General features: G+C 42.3%; 17 protein-coding genes. 7 read left to right on the top strand and 10 right to left on the bottom strand.

Annotated elements, in window-relative coordinates; translation table 11 throughout:
- Positions 1–328: 328 nt before the first annotated feature.
- On the top strand, positions 329–463 hold the full coding sequence (locus MHH76_RS07860) for a hypothetical protein (protein ID WP_003181237.1): 135 nt from the start codon (positions 329–331) through the stop codon (positions 461–463).
- A gap of 70 nt (positions 464–533) precedes the next feature.
- Here the strand turns inward: MHH76_RS07860 and MHH76_RS07855 are convergent, their stop codons facing one another.
- The 6 genes from MHH76_RS07855 to MHH76_RS07830 form a co-directional block, all read right to left on the bottom strand.
- On the bottom strand, positions 534–1,628 hold the full coding sequence (locus tag MHH76_RS07855) for a Xaa-Pro peptidase family protein (protein ID WP_023857301.1): 1,095 nt from the start codon (positions 1,626–1,628) through the stop codon (positions 534–536).
- Between the two features lie 204 nt (positions 1,629–1,832).
- Positions 1,833–3,740 carry a heavy metal translocating P-type ATPase gene (locus tag MHH76_RS07850; RefSeq protein ID WP_020451172.1) on the bottom strand — a complete coding sequence of 636 codons (1,908 nt, stop codon included), beginning with the start codon at positions 3,738–3,740 and terminating at the stop codon, positions 1,833–1,835.
- 255 nt (positions 3,741–3,995) lie between these two features.
- Complete coding sequence (stoA, locus tag MHH76_RS07845; RefSeq protein ID WP_020451171.1) at positions 3,996–4,487, bottom strand: endospore biogenesis thiol-disulfide oxidoreductase StoA; 492 nt, start codon at positions 4,485–4,487, stop codon at positions 3,996–3,998.
- 63 nt (positions 4,488–4,550) lie between these two features.
- Complete coding sequence (locus MHH76_RS07840; protein WP_020451170.1) at positions 4,551–5,891, bottom strand: polysaccharide biosynthesis protein; 1,341 nt, start codon at positions 5,889–5,891, stop codon at positions 4,551–4,553.
- A gap of 179 nt (positions 5,892–6,070) precedes the next feature.
- Positions 6,071–6,679: a cell wall hydrolase gene (locus tag MHH76_RS07835; protein ID WP_020451169.1), complete on the bottom strand. Its 609-nt coding sequence runs from the start codon at positions 6,677–6,679 to the stop codon at positions 6,071–6,073.
- Positions 6,680–6,907: 228 nt separating this feature from the next.
- On the bottom strand, positions 6,908–7,102 hold the full coding sequence (locus tag MHH76_RS07830) for a hypothetical protein (RefSeq protein ID WP_020451168.1): 195 nt from the start codon (positions 7,100–7,102) through the stop codon (positions 6,908–6,910).
- A 166-nt stretch (positions 7,103–7,268) separates the two neighbouring features.
- Here MHH76_RS07830 and MHH76_RS07825 point away from each other — a divergent pair, with 166 nt between their 5' ends.
- Positions 7,269–7,457, top strand: coding sequence for a DUF2187 family protein (locus MHH76_RS07825; protein ID WP_003181225.1), 189 nt, complete (start codon positions 7,269–7,271; stop codon positions 7,455–7,457).
- A gap of 321 nt (positions 7,458–7,778) precedes the next feature.
- On the opposite strand, the gene MHH76_RS07820 is transcribed toward MHH76_RS07825, so the two are convergent.
- The 3 genes from MHH76_RS07820 to MHH76_RS07810 all read right to left on the bottom strand — a co-directional run bounded on the left by MHH76_RS07820 (position 7,779) and on the right by MHH76_RS07810 (position 10,226).
- Positions 7,779–8,633 carry a DUF1672 family protein gene (locus MHH76_RS07820; RefSeq protein ID WP_043054300.1) on the bottom strand — a complete coding sequence of 285 codons (855 nt, stop codon included), beginning with the start codon at positions 8,631–8,633 and terminating at the stop codon, positions 7,779–7,781.
- A gap of 368 nt (positions 8,634–9,001) precedes the next feature.
- The gene (locus MHH76_RS07815) at positions 9,002–9,355 is read right to left on the bottom strand and encodes a hypothetical protein (protein ID WP_020451166.1); all 354 of its coding nucleotides are present in this window, start codon (positions 9,353–9,355) and stop codon (positions 9,002–9,004) included.
- A 526-nt stretch (positions 9,356–9,881) separates the two neighbouring features.
- The gene (locus MHH76_RS07810) at positions 9,882–10,226 is read right to left on the bottom strand and encodes a DUF1433 domain-containing protein (protein ID WP_043054299.1); all 345 of its coding nucleotides are present in this window, start codon (positions 10,224–10,226) and stop codon (positions 9,882–9,884) included.
- 50 nt (positions 10,227–10,276) lie between these two features.
- Here MHH76_RS07810 and MHH76_RS07805 point away from each other — a divergent pair, with 50 nt between their 5' ends.
- The 5 genes from MHH76_RS07805 to MHH76_RS07785 all read left to right on the top strand — a co-directional run bounded on the left by MHH76_RS07805 (position 10,277) and on the right by MHH76_RS07785 (position 14,220).
- Complete coding sequence (locus tag MHH76_RS07805; protein ID WP_020451164.1) at positions 10,277–11,704, top strand: phage hydrolase; 1,428 nt, start codon at positions 10,277–10,279, stop codon at positions 11,702–11,704.
- A gap of 11 nt (positions 11,705–11,715) precedes the next feature.
- Positions 11,716–12,048, top strand: coding sequence for a hypothetical protein (locus MHH76_RS07800; RefSeq protein WP_020451163.1), 333 nt, complete (start codon positions 11,716–11,718; stop codon positions 12,046–12,048).
- 555 nt (positions 12,049–12,603) lie between these two features.
- Positions 12,604–13,086, top strand: coding sequence for a DUF2975 domain-containing protein (locus MHH76_RS07795; protein WP_020451162.1), 483 nt, complete (start codon positions 12,604–12,606; stop codon positions 13,084–13,086).
- Between the two features lie 10 nt (positions 13,087–13,096).
- A complete protein-coding gene (locus tag MHH76_RS07790) occupies positions 13,097–13,318 on the top strand; it encodes a helix-turn-helix transcriptional regulator (protein WP_020451161.1) in 222 nt (73 codons plus the stop codon).
- A gap of 110 nt (positions 13,319–13,428) precedes the next feature.
- A complete protein-coding gene (locus tag MHH76_RS07785; protein WP_023857306.1) occupies positions 13,429–14,220 on the top strand; it encodes a DUF817 domain-containing protein in 792 nt (263 codons plus the stop codon).
- Between the two features lie 295 nt (positions 14,221–14,515).
- On the opposite strand, the gene MHH76_RS07780 is transcribed toward MHH76_RS07785, so the two are convergent.
- Entirely contained in the window at positions 14,516–14,662 is a 147-nt protein-coding gene (locus MHH76_RS07780; protein WP_020451158.1) for a hypothetical protein, read from the bottom strand.
- Positions 14,663–14,714: the final 52 nt, after the last annotated feature.

Raw genomic sequence — 14,714 nt, 5'->3', positions numbered from 1 at the left:
TTGTCAGCGTTTGTCCCATTTAATCCCTCCCTTCTTTTGAGCTTAGTATACAAATTTTTCACATGAGAATAATGATGCAATCCGATTATCTTTTGATCAATCTAAATCCCCATAATAAAAACAAAAAGGCGCTGTAGATTCATTCATCAAACGATCATCAGAAGACTTTTTCAACGTCAATCATATTAAGCGGCTAGGCAAAATTCCTGAAAACCCTGACATCAGGGTTTTTTATTAATTTAGGGCTTGATATGGAAAGCGTTTCATAATTTAGAATGAAGGCAGCACCGGTGCTGAACACGTTTTCATTCCAGAAAGGGGAAGAAAAATGGGTATCTTCATTCTGATTCTATTATGTATCGTTATCGTACTGTCTTCAAAAGCAGCGATGAAACCGCTTAAAGAAAAACACGAGATCAAACCATTCCGTTCCTTTGACGATTTTTTCATTTCAAAGGATTGACGCGGGTAATAAGACAAACGATTCACGTCAGCATAAAAAAGAACCCGCGCGCGGGCGCGGGTTCCGTTTTTTATGAAATGACAGTCAGCTCTTTTGGATACTTTGTCAGCGCTTCTGCTCCATCGGCAGTGACAAGTACATCATCCTCGATGCGCACCCCTCCGATTTCCGGCACATAGATGCCGGGTTCAATCGTGTATACCATACCTTGTTTTAAAAGCTCATCATTGTTATGGCTCATGGACGGGTATTCATGAGGCGAAATCCCGAGCCCATGCCCGAGACGGTGAGGAAAGTAATCGCCATAGCCCGCTTTTTCGATGATGCCGCGCGCTTTTAAATCAAGATCGCCGATTCTGACACCGGGCTTACTCATCTTAAGCGCCTCTGTTTCGGCCTGAAGCACCGTATCATATATTTCTTTTTGTTTTTCACTCACATTTTGATACACGAGCGTTCTTGTAATATCAGAGCAGTATCCGTCAATGATCACGCCTAAATCAAAGAGGACGAAATCGCCCGGCTTAAGCGTGCGGCTGCCCGGGTTTCCGTGCGGCTGTCCTGACTTTTCTCCGAAAAGGACCATTGTGGAAAACGACATCCCCTGGACTCCTTTTTTCTTCAGCTCATACTCGATTTTAGCGACGACATCGATTTCCGCTATCCCCTCTTTTAATGCGGCGGCTCCTGCTTCGACTCCGTAATCGGCAAGCTTGGCCGCTTCACGGAGGATGCTGATTTCTTTTTCGTCTTTGATGACGCGGATTTGGTTCAGCCTTTCTTCCGCAGAGACAAGCTCCGCACCGCTTGTGACCGCCTGCAGCATTTCGGCGCGCGACAGAGCAAGCGTTTCTTTTTCAACCGCCACTTTTGAACATTGGCTGTTTCGCTTTTGAAGCGCTGAAGATATGAGTTCCCAAGGGTTTTGATGATCCCCGTATCCGATGATCTCATACGCCCAGCCGGCTGCTCTCGCCTGACCGGCCTCCATTTGCGGACAAACAAAAAACGGCTCTTCATCTTGAAAAATAAAAACGCCCATCAGCCGTTCGTGCGGTTCTGTATAAAAGCCGGTAAGATAAAATACGTTTTCTTTTGAATGAATAAAAGCCGAAGATATGTTTTTTTCTTTCAGCCAGGAAGAGATTTGTTTAATTCTTTCCATGCTCCTTTTCACTCCTTGAGACAGTTTCCGTACCATACATTTAACATGTAAAAGCATCACATCCATTGTATCAGTTTTTCCCGTCTCTTGCTCACCGCTTATGTATTGTGGGGATGCCACCCGCTTCGATTATTGCCGCCTCTTCCTCAAACAGCCCTCTGATGTGAAAAAACGGCTGCCGTTAGCATGCAGCCGTTTCTTTATTTAGGATTTCAGCAGCCTGAGACCGTTTAAAATAACAAGCAGCGTGCTGCCTTCATGTCCGATGACACCGAGTGGCAGATCAAGAATTTGAAGAAAGTTGCTGCAGATTAAAAGACAGATCACACCAAGAGAGAAAATCACGTTTTGTTTAATGATCGTATTCATTTTCCGGGAGAGCCGAATCATTTTGGTCAGTCCTGTCAATTCGTTTTTCATTAAAACAACATCCGCTGTTTCCAGTGCGACATCTGTGCCTCCCCCCATTGCGATCCCCACATCAGCGGCGGCAAGGGCCGGTGCATCATTGATTCCGTCTCCCACCATAACGATTGTTCCGTATGTTTTTTTCAGCTTTTGCGCTTCCTCTACTTTTCTGTCAGGAAGGCATTCTGAAACGACGATTTTCAAGCCCGCTTCTCGTGCGATGGCCGCTGCGGTTTCAGGCTGGTCCCCGGTCAGCATTGCCGTCTGAACACCAAGCGCATTCAGCTCTTCGATCACCGCTTTAGCTTCCGGTCTGATTTGGTCTTTTAATGCAAAACACCCCGCGATTTTTTCGCCTTTTTTCACGAACACAATTGTTTTTCCCTGCTTGGCAAGCTCCTGAACAGCCGTCGTGAGAAATTGCCCGGCTGCCTCTTCCCCGACAAATCCGGCTTTGCCGATCAGCCATGTCTCTCCATTATATCGAGCCTGAACGCCAAACCCTGACGTCTCCTCGATCGACACATTTGCGGGAAGCTCGATACCTTTTGCTTCTGCATACTCGACAATCGCTTTGGCAAGCGGATGGCCTGACTGCTTCTCAATCGCAGCAGCAGCCTCCAAGCATTCGCGCTCCTCGATATCAGCAGCTAAAAGCATATCTTCCACGCCGGGCTTTCCGTTCGTAATCGTTCCCGTTTTATCCAATGCAACGATTTTGCTGTTGCCGAGTTTTTCAAGAAAAACACTGCCTTTGACAAGCAGGCCGTTTCTTGCGCCATTCGAGATCAAAGACAGCGCGGCAGGCATGATTGAAGCGACAAGGGCACACGGCGAAGCGACGACCATGAACACCATCGCTCTGTAAAATGTCTCGCTCCAGCTCCAGCCAAGCAGAAAATGTGGCAGAAAGAGCAGCAGTCCGACAGCAAGCAAAACCCCTTTAACATAAATATTTTCAAACCGCTCAATAAACGCCTGTGACGGCGAAACACTGTTTTGTGCAGACTCAACGAGCCGAATGATCTTTTTGAACAACGAATCTTCATTTGTCTTTGTGACACGGACGGTGAGCGATCCGCTCAAATTGACTGTACCCGCAAAAACCGCGTCTCCGAGGGTTTTTTCCGCGGGGATTGATTCACCCGTTAGTGCCGATTCGTCGATACTCGTTCTTCCCGATTCGATCTCCCCGTCTGCCGCAATGCGTTCCCCGGGTTTAATAAGAATGAGGTCGCCCGCTTGAAGATCGGCCGCCGCCACGGTTCTTGTTCTTTCTTCTTCGAGCAAAACGGCTTCCTCCGGCTCCAATTTCATCAGAGATGTCAAATCGCGTTTGCTTTTATTTAATGTATACGTTTCAAGCGCCCCGCTGAGAGAAAAGATAAAAATTAACACGGCCCCTTCAGCCCAGTAGCCGATCAGCGCTGACCCGACCGCCGCAAAAATCATCAGAAGTTCAACATTCAGCGTTTTTTCCGCCAACGTTTCTTGTATGCCTTCTTTCGCTTTGGCAAAGCCGCCGATACAAAAAGCTAAAATAAACAGAACAACGGACAATGTTTTATTGCCGGACAACAGCCAGCCTGCAAGAATCAACAAACCCGACAAAAGCGCAGCAATCAATTCCCCGTGCTGCCTCCAATTTTCAAAATGAAACGTGTGACGGTTCTGCTGCGATTGTTTCCCGATCTCTAATTGCATCTCCAATATCCTCCCTAATTGAGAATGTAATTCATCGTCAATTTCCTTCTTAAAAAACAAATTGCCGCCTCATCGGCAGCATAAACATGGAGTATTTTATTTATATAAAGGGTATGACTGCTTCTTGTCCATTGAACACACCCTTTTCTATTTCTCATTATAGCACGGCTTTCTACGTTTCCAAATAATAATTATTATAATTTCTTCATGATATTAATTATCATTTAGATTTCAAAAAAAAGCTGAACCCCCGGCTCAGCTTTTCCCTGCCCATTCTTTCATTTGTTCCACAGTAATGGGTCCGACAACCGATTTCTCCAGCTCTCCTTTTTCGTTAAAGAAAAATGTTGTTGGAATCGTCATGACATTGTAGGCTTTCATCATTTCGCCCTTTTTGTCAAAAACGATCGGAAATGTCAGCTTGTTTGCTTTAATAAACTGTTTCACCTTCTGTTCGTTTTTTTCGGCATTCAGCAGATTCACGGTCACGAGCTTTACTCCGGATTGCTTGCTTTCATAGTAGGATTGGAATCGCGGAAGCTCTTCACGGCACGGCGGACACCAGGTCGTCCAAAAATGAACGATCGTCTTTTGGCCTTCGGCGGGAATGACGACGCGCTGCCCCTCCACCGTGTTCATCTGCATGACTGCCGGAGAAGCATGTTTTGCAGAGGCCTGCGGCTGAAATACGAAGGCTCCGAAAAAAAGCAACAGGATGAGCGGATAAATAAGACTGATTCTTCGCATATGAACTCCCCTTCTTTTTAGTATTAGCTTCCCCGCAAAAACCAAAACTATGAAGAGGGTCAATCAGCGGCTTTCAATTCTCGGAGATCGGGATTTGTTTGTCAAAAAAAGCGTGACGCCCAGCTCTTTGCAAATCGTCACATAATGCAGCGCCGTCAGCAAAATCATTCCGGTATTCATCGCTAGGATGATCCCCGTCATCTGCAATGTCTGCATGGATCCGAGAACATACATCATCAAAAACGACAAAACACTGGCCCATACATTATGATAAAAGGCATCTTTGGCCAACCCCATTCCGATTAAACAGGCCTGAAACGGCATGGCAAAAAAGTGAAATAAAAAATACGGCCACAGCATTTTCAGGTAAAACGACGCCTTAACCGAATCGAAAAATAAGTGGGTCAGCGGCTCTGCAAAGTGATACATCACCATAACGGACGGTATGCCGTAAAACAGCGTGATGAAGATCGCCTGTTTAATCCGTTTGATCACTCTTTCGTATTGTCCGTAAGCGTAGCTTTCGGAAATGCTCGGGATCATGACGACCATCAGTGAATGGGCGATGAAAGCCGGAAAAAAGCCGATTGTCATCGCCACCCCCGAAAGCATGCCGAACTGGTCGATGGCCGATGTTCTCGATACGCCAGCGGCAAGCAGCGTCCCCTTCACCAAAAAAGGTTCAACTGCGTTTGTCACAGCGTGAAAAACGCGCAGCCCTGTCGTCGGGATCGAAACAGTGAGCAGGCGCTTTAAAACATCATTTCTCCGCAGGTGGATCTGCTGCCCTTTTTGAGCGGCGCGCCTGACCAAAACAAACTGAGAAAACAGATAAACAAACACGACCACTTCACTTGCAACAAGGACAAACAACGAGATCAGAAGAGAAGTATCCAATTCAAAGGAATACCATTGAAAAAATAAAAACAAGCCGATGAGCTGAAAGATTTTTTTCAGGGCATTCGCCGTTGCGATTTTACCCATTTGCTGAACGCCCATGAAGTAGCCTCTCGCGATCGACGTAAAGGCAACCGTAGGGATCATCCCGATCACAAGCCCTCTGATCAGAGGGTGGTAAGAATCAAAAACCGGAATAAATGGAAGAATGATCACTGCAGCTGCCGTGGAAAAAACCGTGCAGACCGCAGTCATCCGCAATGCATGTTTCAGCATGCTTTCGTGCAGCTTCGGGGTGGACTCGGCGATAAACTTCGATATCGATACAGGCAGCTCAAGGCTCGCAATCACCACAACTAAAAAAATGGAAGGCAAAACACTCATGTAGAGCCCCATGCCATGCTCGCCAAGCTCCCGTGCAAGAATCATGTTGATGACAAATTCAAGACATTCTGCAAAAAAAGCAGCTAGCGAAAGAAGAACAATTCCTTTTACAAAACGGTTCATGAGGTCTCTCCTTGTCTCACGGGTTTATCCCATCATATGAGACAAGTCTAAAAATTATTTTCTTTTTCATTGAAAATTGATTTTCATAAAGTATCAAAAACAAATTTTTTCTTGGGGGGTGAAAAGTGAGAAAGAATTGCATATAAAAAGCAGTCAAGGCGGATGGCCCTGACTGCTTTTTAGATCGCAAAGACATGATTGCCGATGCGCTTCACGACTTTTCTTGTTTTAATCCAGTCATCAGAAGCGATGTCGGGATTATAGAAAAATAAAGCGTCTGTTTCTTTTTTATTTTGATCTACCGCTTCTTCCACAGCTTCAACTGATTCGCGGTCTGCTTTTTTCTCGATGCTGCCGTTTAGAACGGGCTCAAAAGCGTTTCTTTGATAGATCACGCTTTTTACGCTGTCAGGAAATCGGCCGTCTTCCACCCGGTTCAGGACGACATTGGCAACAGCCACTTTTCCTTCAAATGACTCGCCTTTCGCTTCGGCATGTACAAGCCTTGATAAAAGATCTTTTTCTTTATGTGAAAGATCCGTCGTCTCTTCATCAGCTTCTTCTTTTTCCTGCTCCTCTTCAGCCGGCAGATGCGCGGCTTCAATGAAGCTTTTTTCATCTGTTAATTGAAAAGCAGGATTTTCTTCCTGTTTAAGGCTTTCCATCAGCCGTTCCATTTCCTGTTTATCTTTTTTCGAGAACAACATGACAGCTTGAGCATGTTCGATTCTTGCTGCCGGCAGCATGCAGATTAAAAACGCAGCTAGCGCAGCAAATTTCGATTTCATTTCCTTCCTCCTTGTCAAATCTTCATCGAAAAAAACATATGTTTTACACTAACAAGACGAATCGCTGATTTCATTGCCAAAATGTTGGCATGCCTTCCATCAAACTGTCTGGTTGTCACATTATTGCAGACGGCCGGACGATTTCATGCAGAGAATACCAAAATCTCCAGAAACATATGGCTTCACACAAATAAAAAAGCTTTCTCAGCCGGTCTGAGAAAGCCTTTTTCAGCTTCTTGCCTCTTTCATATATTGAAATATAATATCTCCGCCATGCTGGGCAATGCCGCGAAAATGCTTAAAATCTTCCTGCTTTGTTAAGATGGCTCTGAAAGAAAGAAAATCTTCTTTTTTTACGTGGAGTTCATGAATGCTCCCTGACCTTAATTGCTCGATCTGATCGATGGCATTTTGCTCTGTCACCTGATCTCTCCCCTTTTCTCTCATCATCTTTAACTAATTAACTATAACATTAAGTCACACCGGGTACAACAATAGTGATGCCGCTTCCCAAATTGCTTTACTTCTCCAAGAAAATATTGCAAAATACTTTCAATAGGTTAATTTACTTTAAAGGAGAGGAAGTCACTTGAAAATTGCAAAAGTCGGGAACGTCATCGAATTTAAAAACGGACTCACCGGAATCGTAGAGAAAGTAAACGAAAACTCTGTGATCGTCGATGTTACGATTATGGAAAACTACAGAGACTTGGAACTGGACTCCTTAACCGTCGTCAATCATAAAAACTATAAAATTATTAAAGATTCCCTGCATTAATCAGCCGCCCTTTACAGCACATATTCACGATTTCCACGCAGCTTTATTTCCACAAGTTTTTCTGCAAAAGAAAAAACCGCCTGCCACCCGGGTCCGGCGGTTTTTTTCCTCTGTTCCCTGCATCATCCCGAAGAAGTTTGCTATTTGAAGCATCGCGCCGCGCCGTAATCGATGCCGCTTTTTGATTGAACAGCTGAAAAAACCGGCGACCGTGCGGAATGAAATGAAATACCCGACCGCTTTCCGGCTCCCTAAAACATTATTTTAAAATAGATCTCCGTATCAGTACATTTTCAATTTCATGATCAGTTTAGGAAGACATTATCGTCCAAGCGTGCTTTTTCTTGGATTAAATCCTAAGTTTTTATCGATTCTATTGTCATTCAAGTAAATGCTGTAAGTCCCTGGTGCCAGCTCTTCCATGTCTTCAATATCCTGCACCACTTGATTATAAATGCGTTCACTTGGCCTTGTATGTGCTTTTTTCATATATAACTGTATATTGATATCACATGATTTTGGGGTGATTTCTTCATCTTCTAATTTTTCCTGCCAGTCTTGTTTGCTTCTTTTCGGGTTTTCTAAATATGCTGAATAAAGGTCATCCTTCCAATCAGCAGTTAAAGAAACAGCATAATAAGGCGTCTGATATCCCTTACCGCTTGTGTTATCAACGGCTGCCTGCGTTTTGCCTACAATCGGCTCTTCTTCTGTTAGCTTCTCTAAATAGTAATCTAGCGCGGCAAATTCGTCTTCAAAAGCCAATGCGTATATCGCGCTTGTAATCGAGTCTTTCACGTCCAACTCCGATGAACGGATCGCGTCAGTCTGCACCTCTTTCTTGTCCAAATCAATTTTAATTTTTGCACTTGTGTAGAAATGCAATTTTCCGACCGATTCAGCATACACAGTAACAAATCCATGCCCTCCGACAATGTTATGGACTTTTACCTTTGTTCTATATTGATCCAAGAAATAATCTTTTACGGTTTTTTCAACCTCATCTCGATGCGCTTCCGCGATCTCAGCGGTTTCTTTCTGATAACCCCTGCTCTGAATATGAAAATCTTGTCCTGTGTAATCTTGGACGCTAATGTCAGACTCCTCTCTGTTCTGACATCCGCCTATAAATAAAAGTAAACCAATTCCAAGCGCTGCTGCTTTTTTATATTTCAAAACTGTATCCTCCAGTTCATACTGCAATAACCTTATACGTTTTTATTGAATCACGTTCCATGTTTGCTAATTATTAGGCACGCTTCATTATAAATCATTTGAAGTGTATTTTTGGTATTATGCATAAAAAATAAGACAATAGAACTAATAAAATTTGTGTCATTCTCGCTTTTTGAGTTCTTTAGTTCTAGGTAAAAGTTCTTTCCAAAAAGAATAGACGTGCAATGATGCACGCCTAATCAACATGAATATCTTTTTATTATTGTGAACTTGTGCGTTTTTGAAAGTGGTTTCCCGATAACCAACTATCATATTAAAGCTTTAATCCCTATAATCTTAAAATGAATTCACCTTTCGTTTATTACACTTCACACCAAACTCCGTAACAAATTATAATAAAGTGTTTTACAGCCTATTTCATCATGCTCGTTGTCTTCCCATCTTAAAAATGCCCAAAACTGTAATTTATCCATTTTTAAAGGAAACTTATGATTGATATACTCTTCTTCACAGTCCTTAATATGTGGAAAGTCAGCAAGTACCTCTGTACAAGCTACGCTCAGCATTTCTATTTCATCGTCTGTCGGTTCCCCGTTAAAATAGCCTTTCCAGTATAACGTTTCATTTTCTAACTTGACTGCGAGTCCCCTTAATTTGTATGGAATTGCCCCCAATAAAGCGTAATGGCAACTGATGATTAAATTATTCAATGCCGAATCCATATTTTCAATATTCACCTCAGTATATTAAGCTTTTTCTAAAGTATACCCTTCCTCACAAGATTGAGCTGAGCTAAATCGTTCCGGCTATTCATGGGAACGTTGTAGAAGTAAGGAAAAAGGTTCACTCATTTTAAAAGGGTTCTTTAATATCCGCAATCTTTTCTTTTATGGCGTACCCAAAACATCTATGACGGACTAATATCGACATCCTCATTAGGGAAATATCACGACAGGTTCATCAAAAATTAATATAGATTTCTCAGGGATCTGAGTTTAACGGGCACCGTTTATTTGGCTCCTCAGTCATTCGCTAACTTTCTCGTAAATCTCTTCGAAAATCTCTTTTTCCACCGGGTAAAGCTCACCCTTCATGCCTGTAACGATGTAATGCTTTACGGTAGGTTTAAAACAAATACTAGAAATGATATCACAACATTATTTATTATCAGGGGTAATAAAACTGATTAGTTAAACAAACGTGAGATAAAAATAGAAAAAAGCCCGCTCAATCGAGTCGGACCTTTTATTAATAATCGCAAATTTTATCTTTACATTCGGACTTTCTTTCAGCATCGACTGTGAAGGACCCTACTTCGTCATTTGACTTATCATAAATACCCCATATTTTCTTTTGCTTATCACCATTTAGATACCCTTTAATATCAATTCCGCCCATTGGGTTCACTTCGTAGTCATCAGAATAATCAATTGACTTAATGTCCTCATAATTCGTTTTAATAAAGTCTGTCATTCTTTCCTTAGCCAAATTATAAAGCTCTTCTTTCTCTCTGTTATCATTTTGTTGCTTCATAAATATTCCTCCAAATGTTATAATGACCAGAGCAAGAAGGATAATTATGTATTTTTTCATAAAACCATCCTTTCCTCATAACATTTTACATAGTTTGCGGGGTTATGTACATGAATAAAAAGAGCGATATTCCTAATTTAACAGATAAGGATTATTATTTTCTTAGCCAAAACACATATAGTAGCAATAAAATGAAAGAAGCTTTCAAGGATAGAACACCTATAGAGAGTAAATCAAATAAGGCTTATTACGTTGATAAAATTAAAAGGGACTCTGACACCGGACTCGACGCGTATGTATTTGTTCAAGCGAAGAAAAAGGACGGTAAATGGGTTAAACCTGACACACCAAAAAACGTCGTCGTAGCCTTCGCGGGAACAGATCCTAAGAACCAATTCTTCCAAGATGTTATTGACGCTGACGGCGGGAACGTTGTAATGGGAATTGACCCGAAAAAGAAGGAACACTACATAGTCGAAAAAGATGCGAAAGATACTTCTAAAACACTCGGAAAATATAACGGAACTCCGACACAAGACTCGATGCTTAGCACCGGTAACTACAAGTTAATTACGAAAACGTCCCAAATCGGGCAAGCTGACAATCTGGTGCGGGAAGTTAAACAAAAGTATAAAGGCACCTCGACGGTCATTTCAACAACCGGACATTCTCTCGGCGGCGCAGAGGCTGAATACAGTGCGGTCAACAATAATGTCTATGCCGTAGCGTTTAACAGCCCTTCAATCGTCCACCTACACTCTGCGGAGCAGCAAAAAAAAATTAATAACGGTGAATATGACCGATCCATAAAATCGATTATCAACCCGGATGATATGGTCGGGGCCGGCTGGTGGAACGAGTATGACCGGCACAACGGTACGACAATTTATACGAAGGACCCTGAATTATCAAATGCGGTGCGCGAGGCGAGAATGCAGGGCGATGTATTCCAACAAATCGGGCAAAACGCTGGGTATTTCTTTCAGACCGCAATCTTAGGAATGCCTGATACGCATTGGGTCGGAAGTAATAACTTCACCTTCGACGAAAACGGCAACGTTCAAAATATAGAGGGCGATGAGCTCATTTATGACAAAAATTTAAAAGCGATGCTCCCACCGGAAGTTGCATCCGGAAGTGGCGCAATTAAAGTAACACCCGCCGTTGCCAAACAGCTCGCGCAAAAAGTAAATGCGATGATCAACGATCTGCGGACGATGAAACGCGAAGCCGAAAACGCTTATCAGGAACACGACGCCGAAATCAACGACCTGAAACACGATACCTACCGTCAAGTCGGCCACGGTTTATACGACAAGCTGACACTCGAAGATGTAAACAATACGCTGAAAAACCTGGCGCAGTCGTTTGACAAAAAAGGCAATCCGCTCTTTTACGATGTTCATGCCGAAAAAGCGTACATCGCCTCATTACAAAATACGATTTCAGATTTAGAAGACATCAGCAGGCACCTTGCTCAGATCGCAAAAGATTTTAAATCAAAAGATAAAATGCTGGCAAACTGGCTTAAGCTTTAGGAGATGACATAATGGAAAATTTCAATAAACTAGCCTCACTCAACAACTTAAACGGTGATCAAGAAGATACGCTCCTCATACGGCGCAATCAGCTTCAAATGCTGAAAACGGGCATGAGGGTATCAGCCGCAACGAAGCTTGAAGGCATTAAAACGACACTAAGACCGAAGTTTAAGATAGACGATATACAAAAAGAAATGAACAGCGTCTATTCATCGCTTCTCTACAGCTTTGAAGGAAAAGCGCAAGAGGCGCTTGCTCAACGAATCAGCCAAAGCGCCCAGCAGCTTATTAACACGGAGCAGGACGGAGAAAGTTTTGTGAATGGATTTAAGACGAGATGAAGGCGCCTTAATTGGCGTCTTATTTTTATTTAAATCTAACAACATTCTCTTTTCTGTTTTCACCACACTAATCGTCTTCGGTCTTCACCTCAAATAACTCCTCGACTTCAACCCGAGTCTTCACGTTATGGGCAAAGACATGCCAATCGGTAGCTGTTTTATTGTCTCCTTGTTGACACATATTCCTTTATGGTACGTTTGAGCTTTTTCACCCTAGGATTTATTTGACGATATGGTTCTGCTGAGTTCCGGTTAACTATCGCATAACCAGCGTTTTTCAATCCATTGACTGTCTCGAACCTGCGTTCATATAAGCTATCGTTCGAAAGACGCTTTAAGCTTGATCTTTTCGTTTGGCGGAAGCCGCAAAGGTCCAAAAGAGGTGATGTATACTCCGCTGACGTATTTCTTTGCATAGCTTTATAAACGCTTGTCTAAAATCAAAAAGATATCATACCATAACAACAACAAAATCACCTTTATCAATAATTTTTTATTGTAAAACGATAAATAATGTGTTAAATTCAAATCGACAAAATAAGTGAGGTGCTCTTTATGAAACGTGGATCAACACTCTTTTTAAAGATGGCTGTTATTCTTATTGGAATCCCAGTTCTTGCTTTGTGCATATTTTTCGTGCCGAAGATAGCGAATTTTGCAGCTGATTTGTATCCAGATATTTCTTATCTGAAATATCTCGTTTATATCGATTTGTATGCAGCGGCGATACCTTTTTACTTTGCTCTGTATCAAGCCTTTAAACTTTTAAGCTATATTGACCACAATAAAGCTTTCTCGAAATTGTCTGTACGGGCTTTAAAGAATATAAAATACTGTGCAATCACCATCAGTATTTTATTAGCGGCAGGCATGCCGCTCTTCTATCTCATCGCGGAGATGGACGACGCTCCTGGCATCATACTAATCGGACTGGTCCTTATTTTTGCTTCAATGGTTATCGCCGTCTTTGCTGCTGTTCTCCAAAGGCTATTGCAAGAAGCGATTGATATAAAATCAGAAAATGATTTAACAGTCTGAGGTGAAAACAATGGCAATTATTATCAATATTGACGTGATGCTTGCTAAAAGAAAAATGAGCGTAACGGAACTTTCTGAGAGGGTTGGAATCACAATGGCGAATCTTTCTATATTAAAAAACGGAAAGGCAAAGGCTATTCGATTATCAACTTTAGAGGCGATTTGCAAGGCTTTAGAATGTCAACCCGGAGATATTTTGGAATACCGAAGTGATGAAGACACCCATGATTAAAAATTTAGCCTATTCGGCGGTGATCTTATGCGCATACCCGTAAATCTGTTTAGCTGCAATACTAAGCTGGCCTCGCATATATTCAGAAAAAAACTTCGGAGGCACACATGATGAGAGCACTAAATCAACTCGTTCGTTTTGGTTGGGAGCAGTCCTTGTCATGTTTATTTCCTGTCGTTATTTTTGCCTCTTTGGCAATTACACAAATCATCCCTCTTCCCTTCCTGCCGCGGTATGACTGGCTGCTCATCATCTGCCTTCTCATGCAGTGGTGGATGGTGTATTCCGGGCTTGAAACAAGGGATGAACTAAAGGTGATCACATTGTTCCACCTTATTGGACTAGCTCTTGAACTTTTCAAGGTGCAAATGGGCTCCTGGTCTTATCCAGAGGAAGGTTACTCCAAAATCTTTGGAGTGCCTTTATATAGCGGCTTTATGTATGCAAGTGTCGCCAGTTATCTTTGCCAGGCGTGGAGGAGGCTTAAGGTTGAACTGGTTAAGTGGCCGCCGTTTTTCGTCGTTGTACCTCTTGCCGCTGCGATTTATTTGAATTTTTTCCTCCATCATTATTGGATTGACGTCCGCTTTTGGTTATCTGGACTTGTAGTAATTGTCTTTTGGAAATCATGGGTCATATACGAGGTTAATGGAATTCGTTACCGTATGCCGCTCGCACTTTCTTTTGTGCTCATCGGATTTTTTATATGGATAGCCGAAAATATCGCAACGTTTTTTGGAGCCTGGACATATCCAAACCAAACCAGCGCGTGGAGTCTCGTTCATCTAGGAAAAGTGAGTTCATGGCTCTTACTAGTGATTGTCAGCTTTCTAATCGTGGCCACATTAAAACTGGTTAAGGAGAAAGATTCCACTAGAGTGGATGCCGGTCAATTTTTATAACTTATTTTAAAGGGTATCAAAGAGCTATGGGACCTGTTGCAGACATCAATAAAAAATTTTCTTTAAGCTGATCATTCACATATCGAATTACTCCTTTAGTAGGTCATAAGACTTGATCACCAAGATTCATTTTCCTGGAGAAAACGTTGAATCCTCCGTCCTCTTACGTATCCTATTAGTTGGAGATCGTTGGCGAATGGATTACGAAATAAAAGGATATGATATTACAGTGGTATACGATTATAAGGAATAACCGGACGGTCTTTATGGCCGGTGAGACAACTGCGATTATCCGCTATTCAAGAGCCCGGTGAAGGACGAAATTTACCTTCGGATGCTGCAAATGTGGCATAAATAAGAGCATATAGAATTCAGGCGCCTTAACAGGCGTCTTTTTGTATTGCTTTAATTGCGGTATGCCGAAAATTTTTTCATTTTTCAACCTATTATCTCCCTAAGTATAGTAATATATTTACAAAAAGGAAATAAAAAGG

The sequence above is a fragment of the Bacillus sp. FSL L8-0193 genome, assembly GCF_037976065.1.
In the GTDB taxonomy this organism is placed as follows: Bacteria; Bacillota; Bacilli; order Bacillales; family Bacillaceae; genus Bacillus; species Bacillus paralicheniformis.
The sequence above is the reverse complement of the archived record's forward strand: the minus strand, read 5'-3'. Positions and strand labels throughout refer to the sequence as shown.

Coding starts and splice junctions, on each gene's coding strand:
- MHH76_RS07860 (WP_003181237.1), top strand. CDS start 329: ATGGGTATCTTCATTCTGATTCTATTATGTATCGTTATCGTACTGTCT.
- MHH76_RS07855 (WP_023857301.1), bottom strand. CDS start 1,628: ATGGAAAGAATTAAACAAATCTCTTCCTGGCTGAAAGAAAAAAACATA.
- MHH76_RS07850 (WP_020451172.1), bottom strand. CDS start 3,740: ATGCAATTAGAGATCGGGAAACAATCGCAGCAGAACCGTCACACGTTT.
- stoA (WP_020451171.1), bottom strand. CDS start 4,487: ATGCGAAGAATCAGTCTTATTTATCCGCTCATCCTGTTGCTTTTTTTC.
- MHH76_RS07840 (WP_020451170.1), bottom strand. CDS start 5,891: ATGAACCGTTTTGTAAAAGGAATTGTTCTTCTTTCGCTAGCTGCTTTT.
- MHH76_RS07835 (WP_020451169.1), bottom strand. CDS start 6,679: ATGAAATCGAAATTTGCTGCGCTAGCTGCGTTTTTAATCTGCATGCTG.
- MHH76_RS07815 (WP_020451166.1), bottom strand. CDS start 9,355: ATGGATTCGGCATTGAATAATTTAATCATCAGTTGCCATTACGCTTTA.
- MHH76_RS07810 (WP_043054299.1), bottom strand. CDS start 10,226: ATGAAAAAATACATAATTATCCTTCTTGCTCTGGTCATTATAACATTT.
- MHH76_RS07805 (WP_020451164.1), top strand. CDS start 10,277: ATGAATAAAAAGAGCGATATTCCTAATTTAACAGATAAGGATTATTAT.
- MHH76_RS07800 (WP_020451163.1), top strand. CDS start 11,716: ATGGAAAATTTCAATAAACTAGCCTCACTCAACAACTTAAACGGTGAT.
- MHH76_RS07795 (WP_020451162.1), top strand. CDS start 12,604: ATGAAACGTGGATCAACACTCTTTTTAAAGATGGCTGTTATTCTTATT.
- MHH76_RS07790 (WP_020451161.1), top strand. CDS start 13,097: ATGGCAATTATTATCAATATTGACGTGATGCTTGCTAAAAGAAAAATG.
- MHH76_RS07785 (WP_023857306.1), top strand. CDS start 13,429: ATGAGAGCACTAAATCAACTCGTTCGTTTTGGTTGGGAGCAGTCCTTG.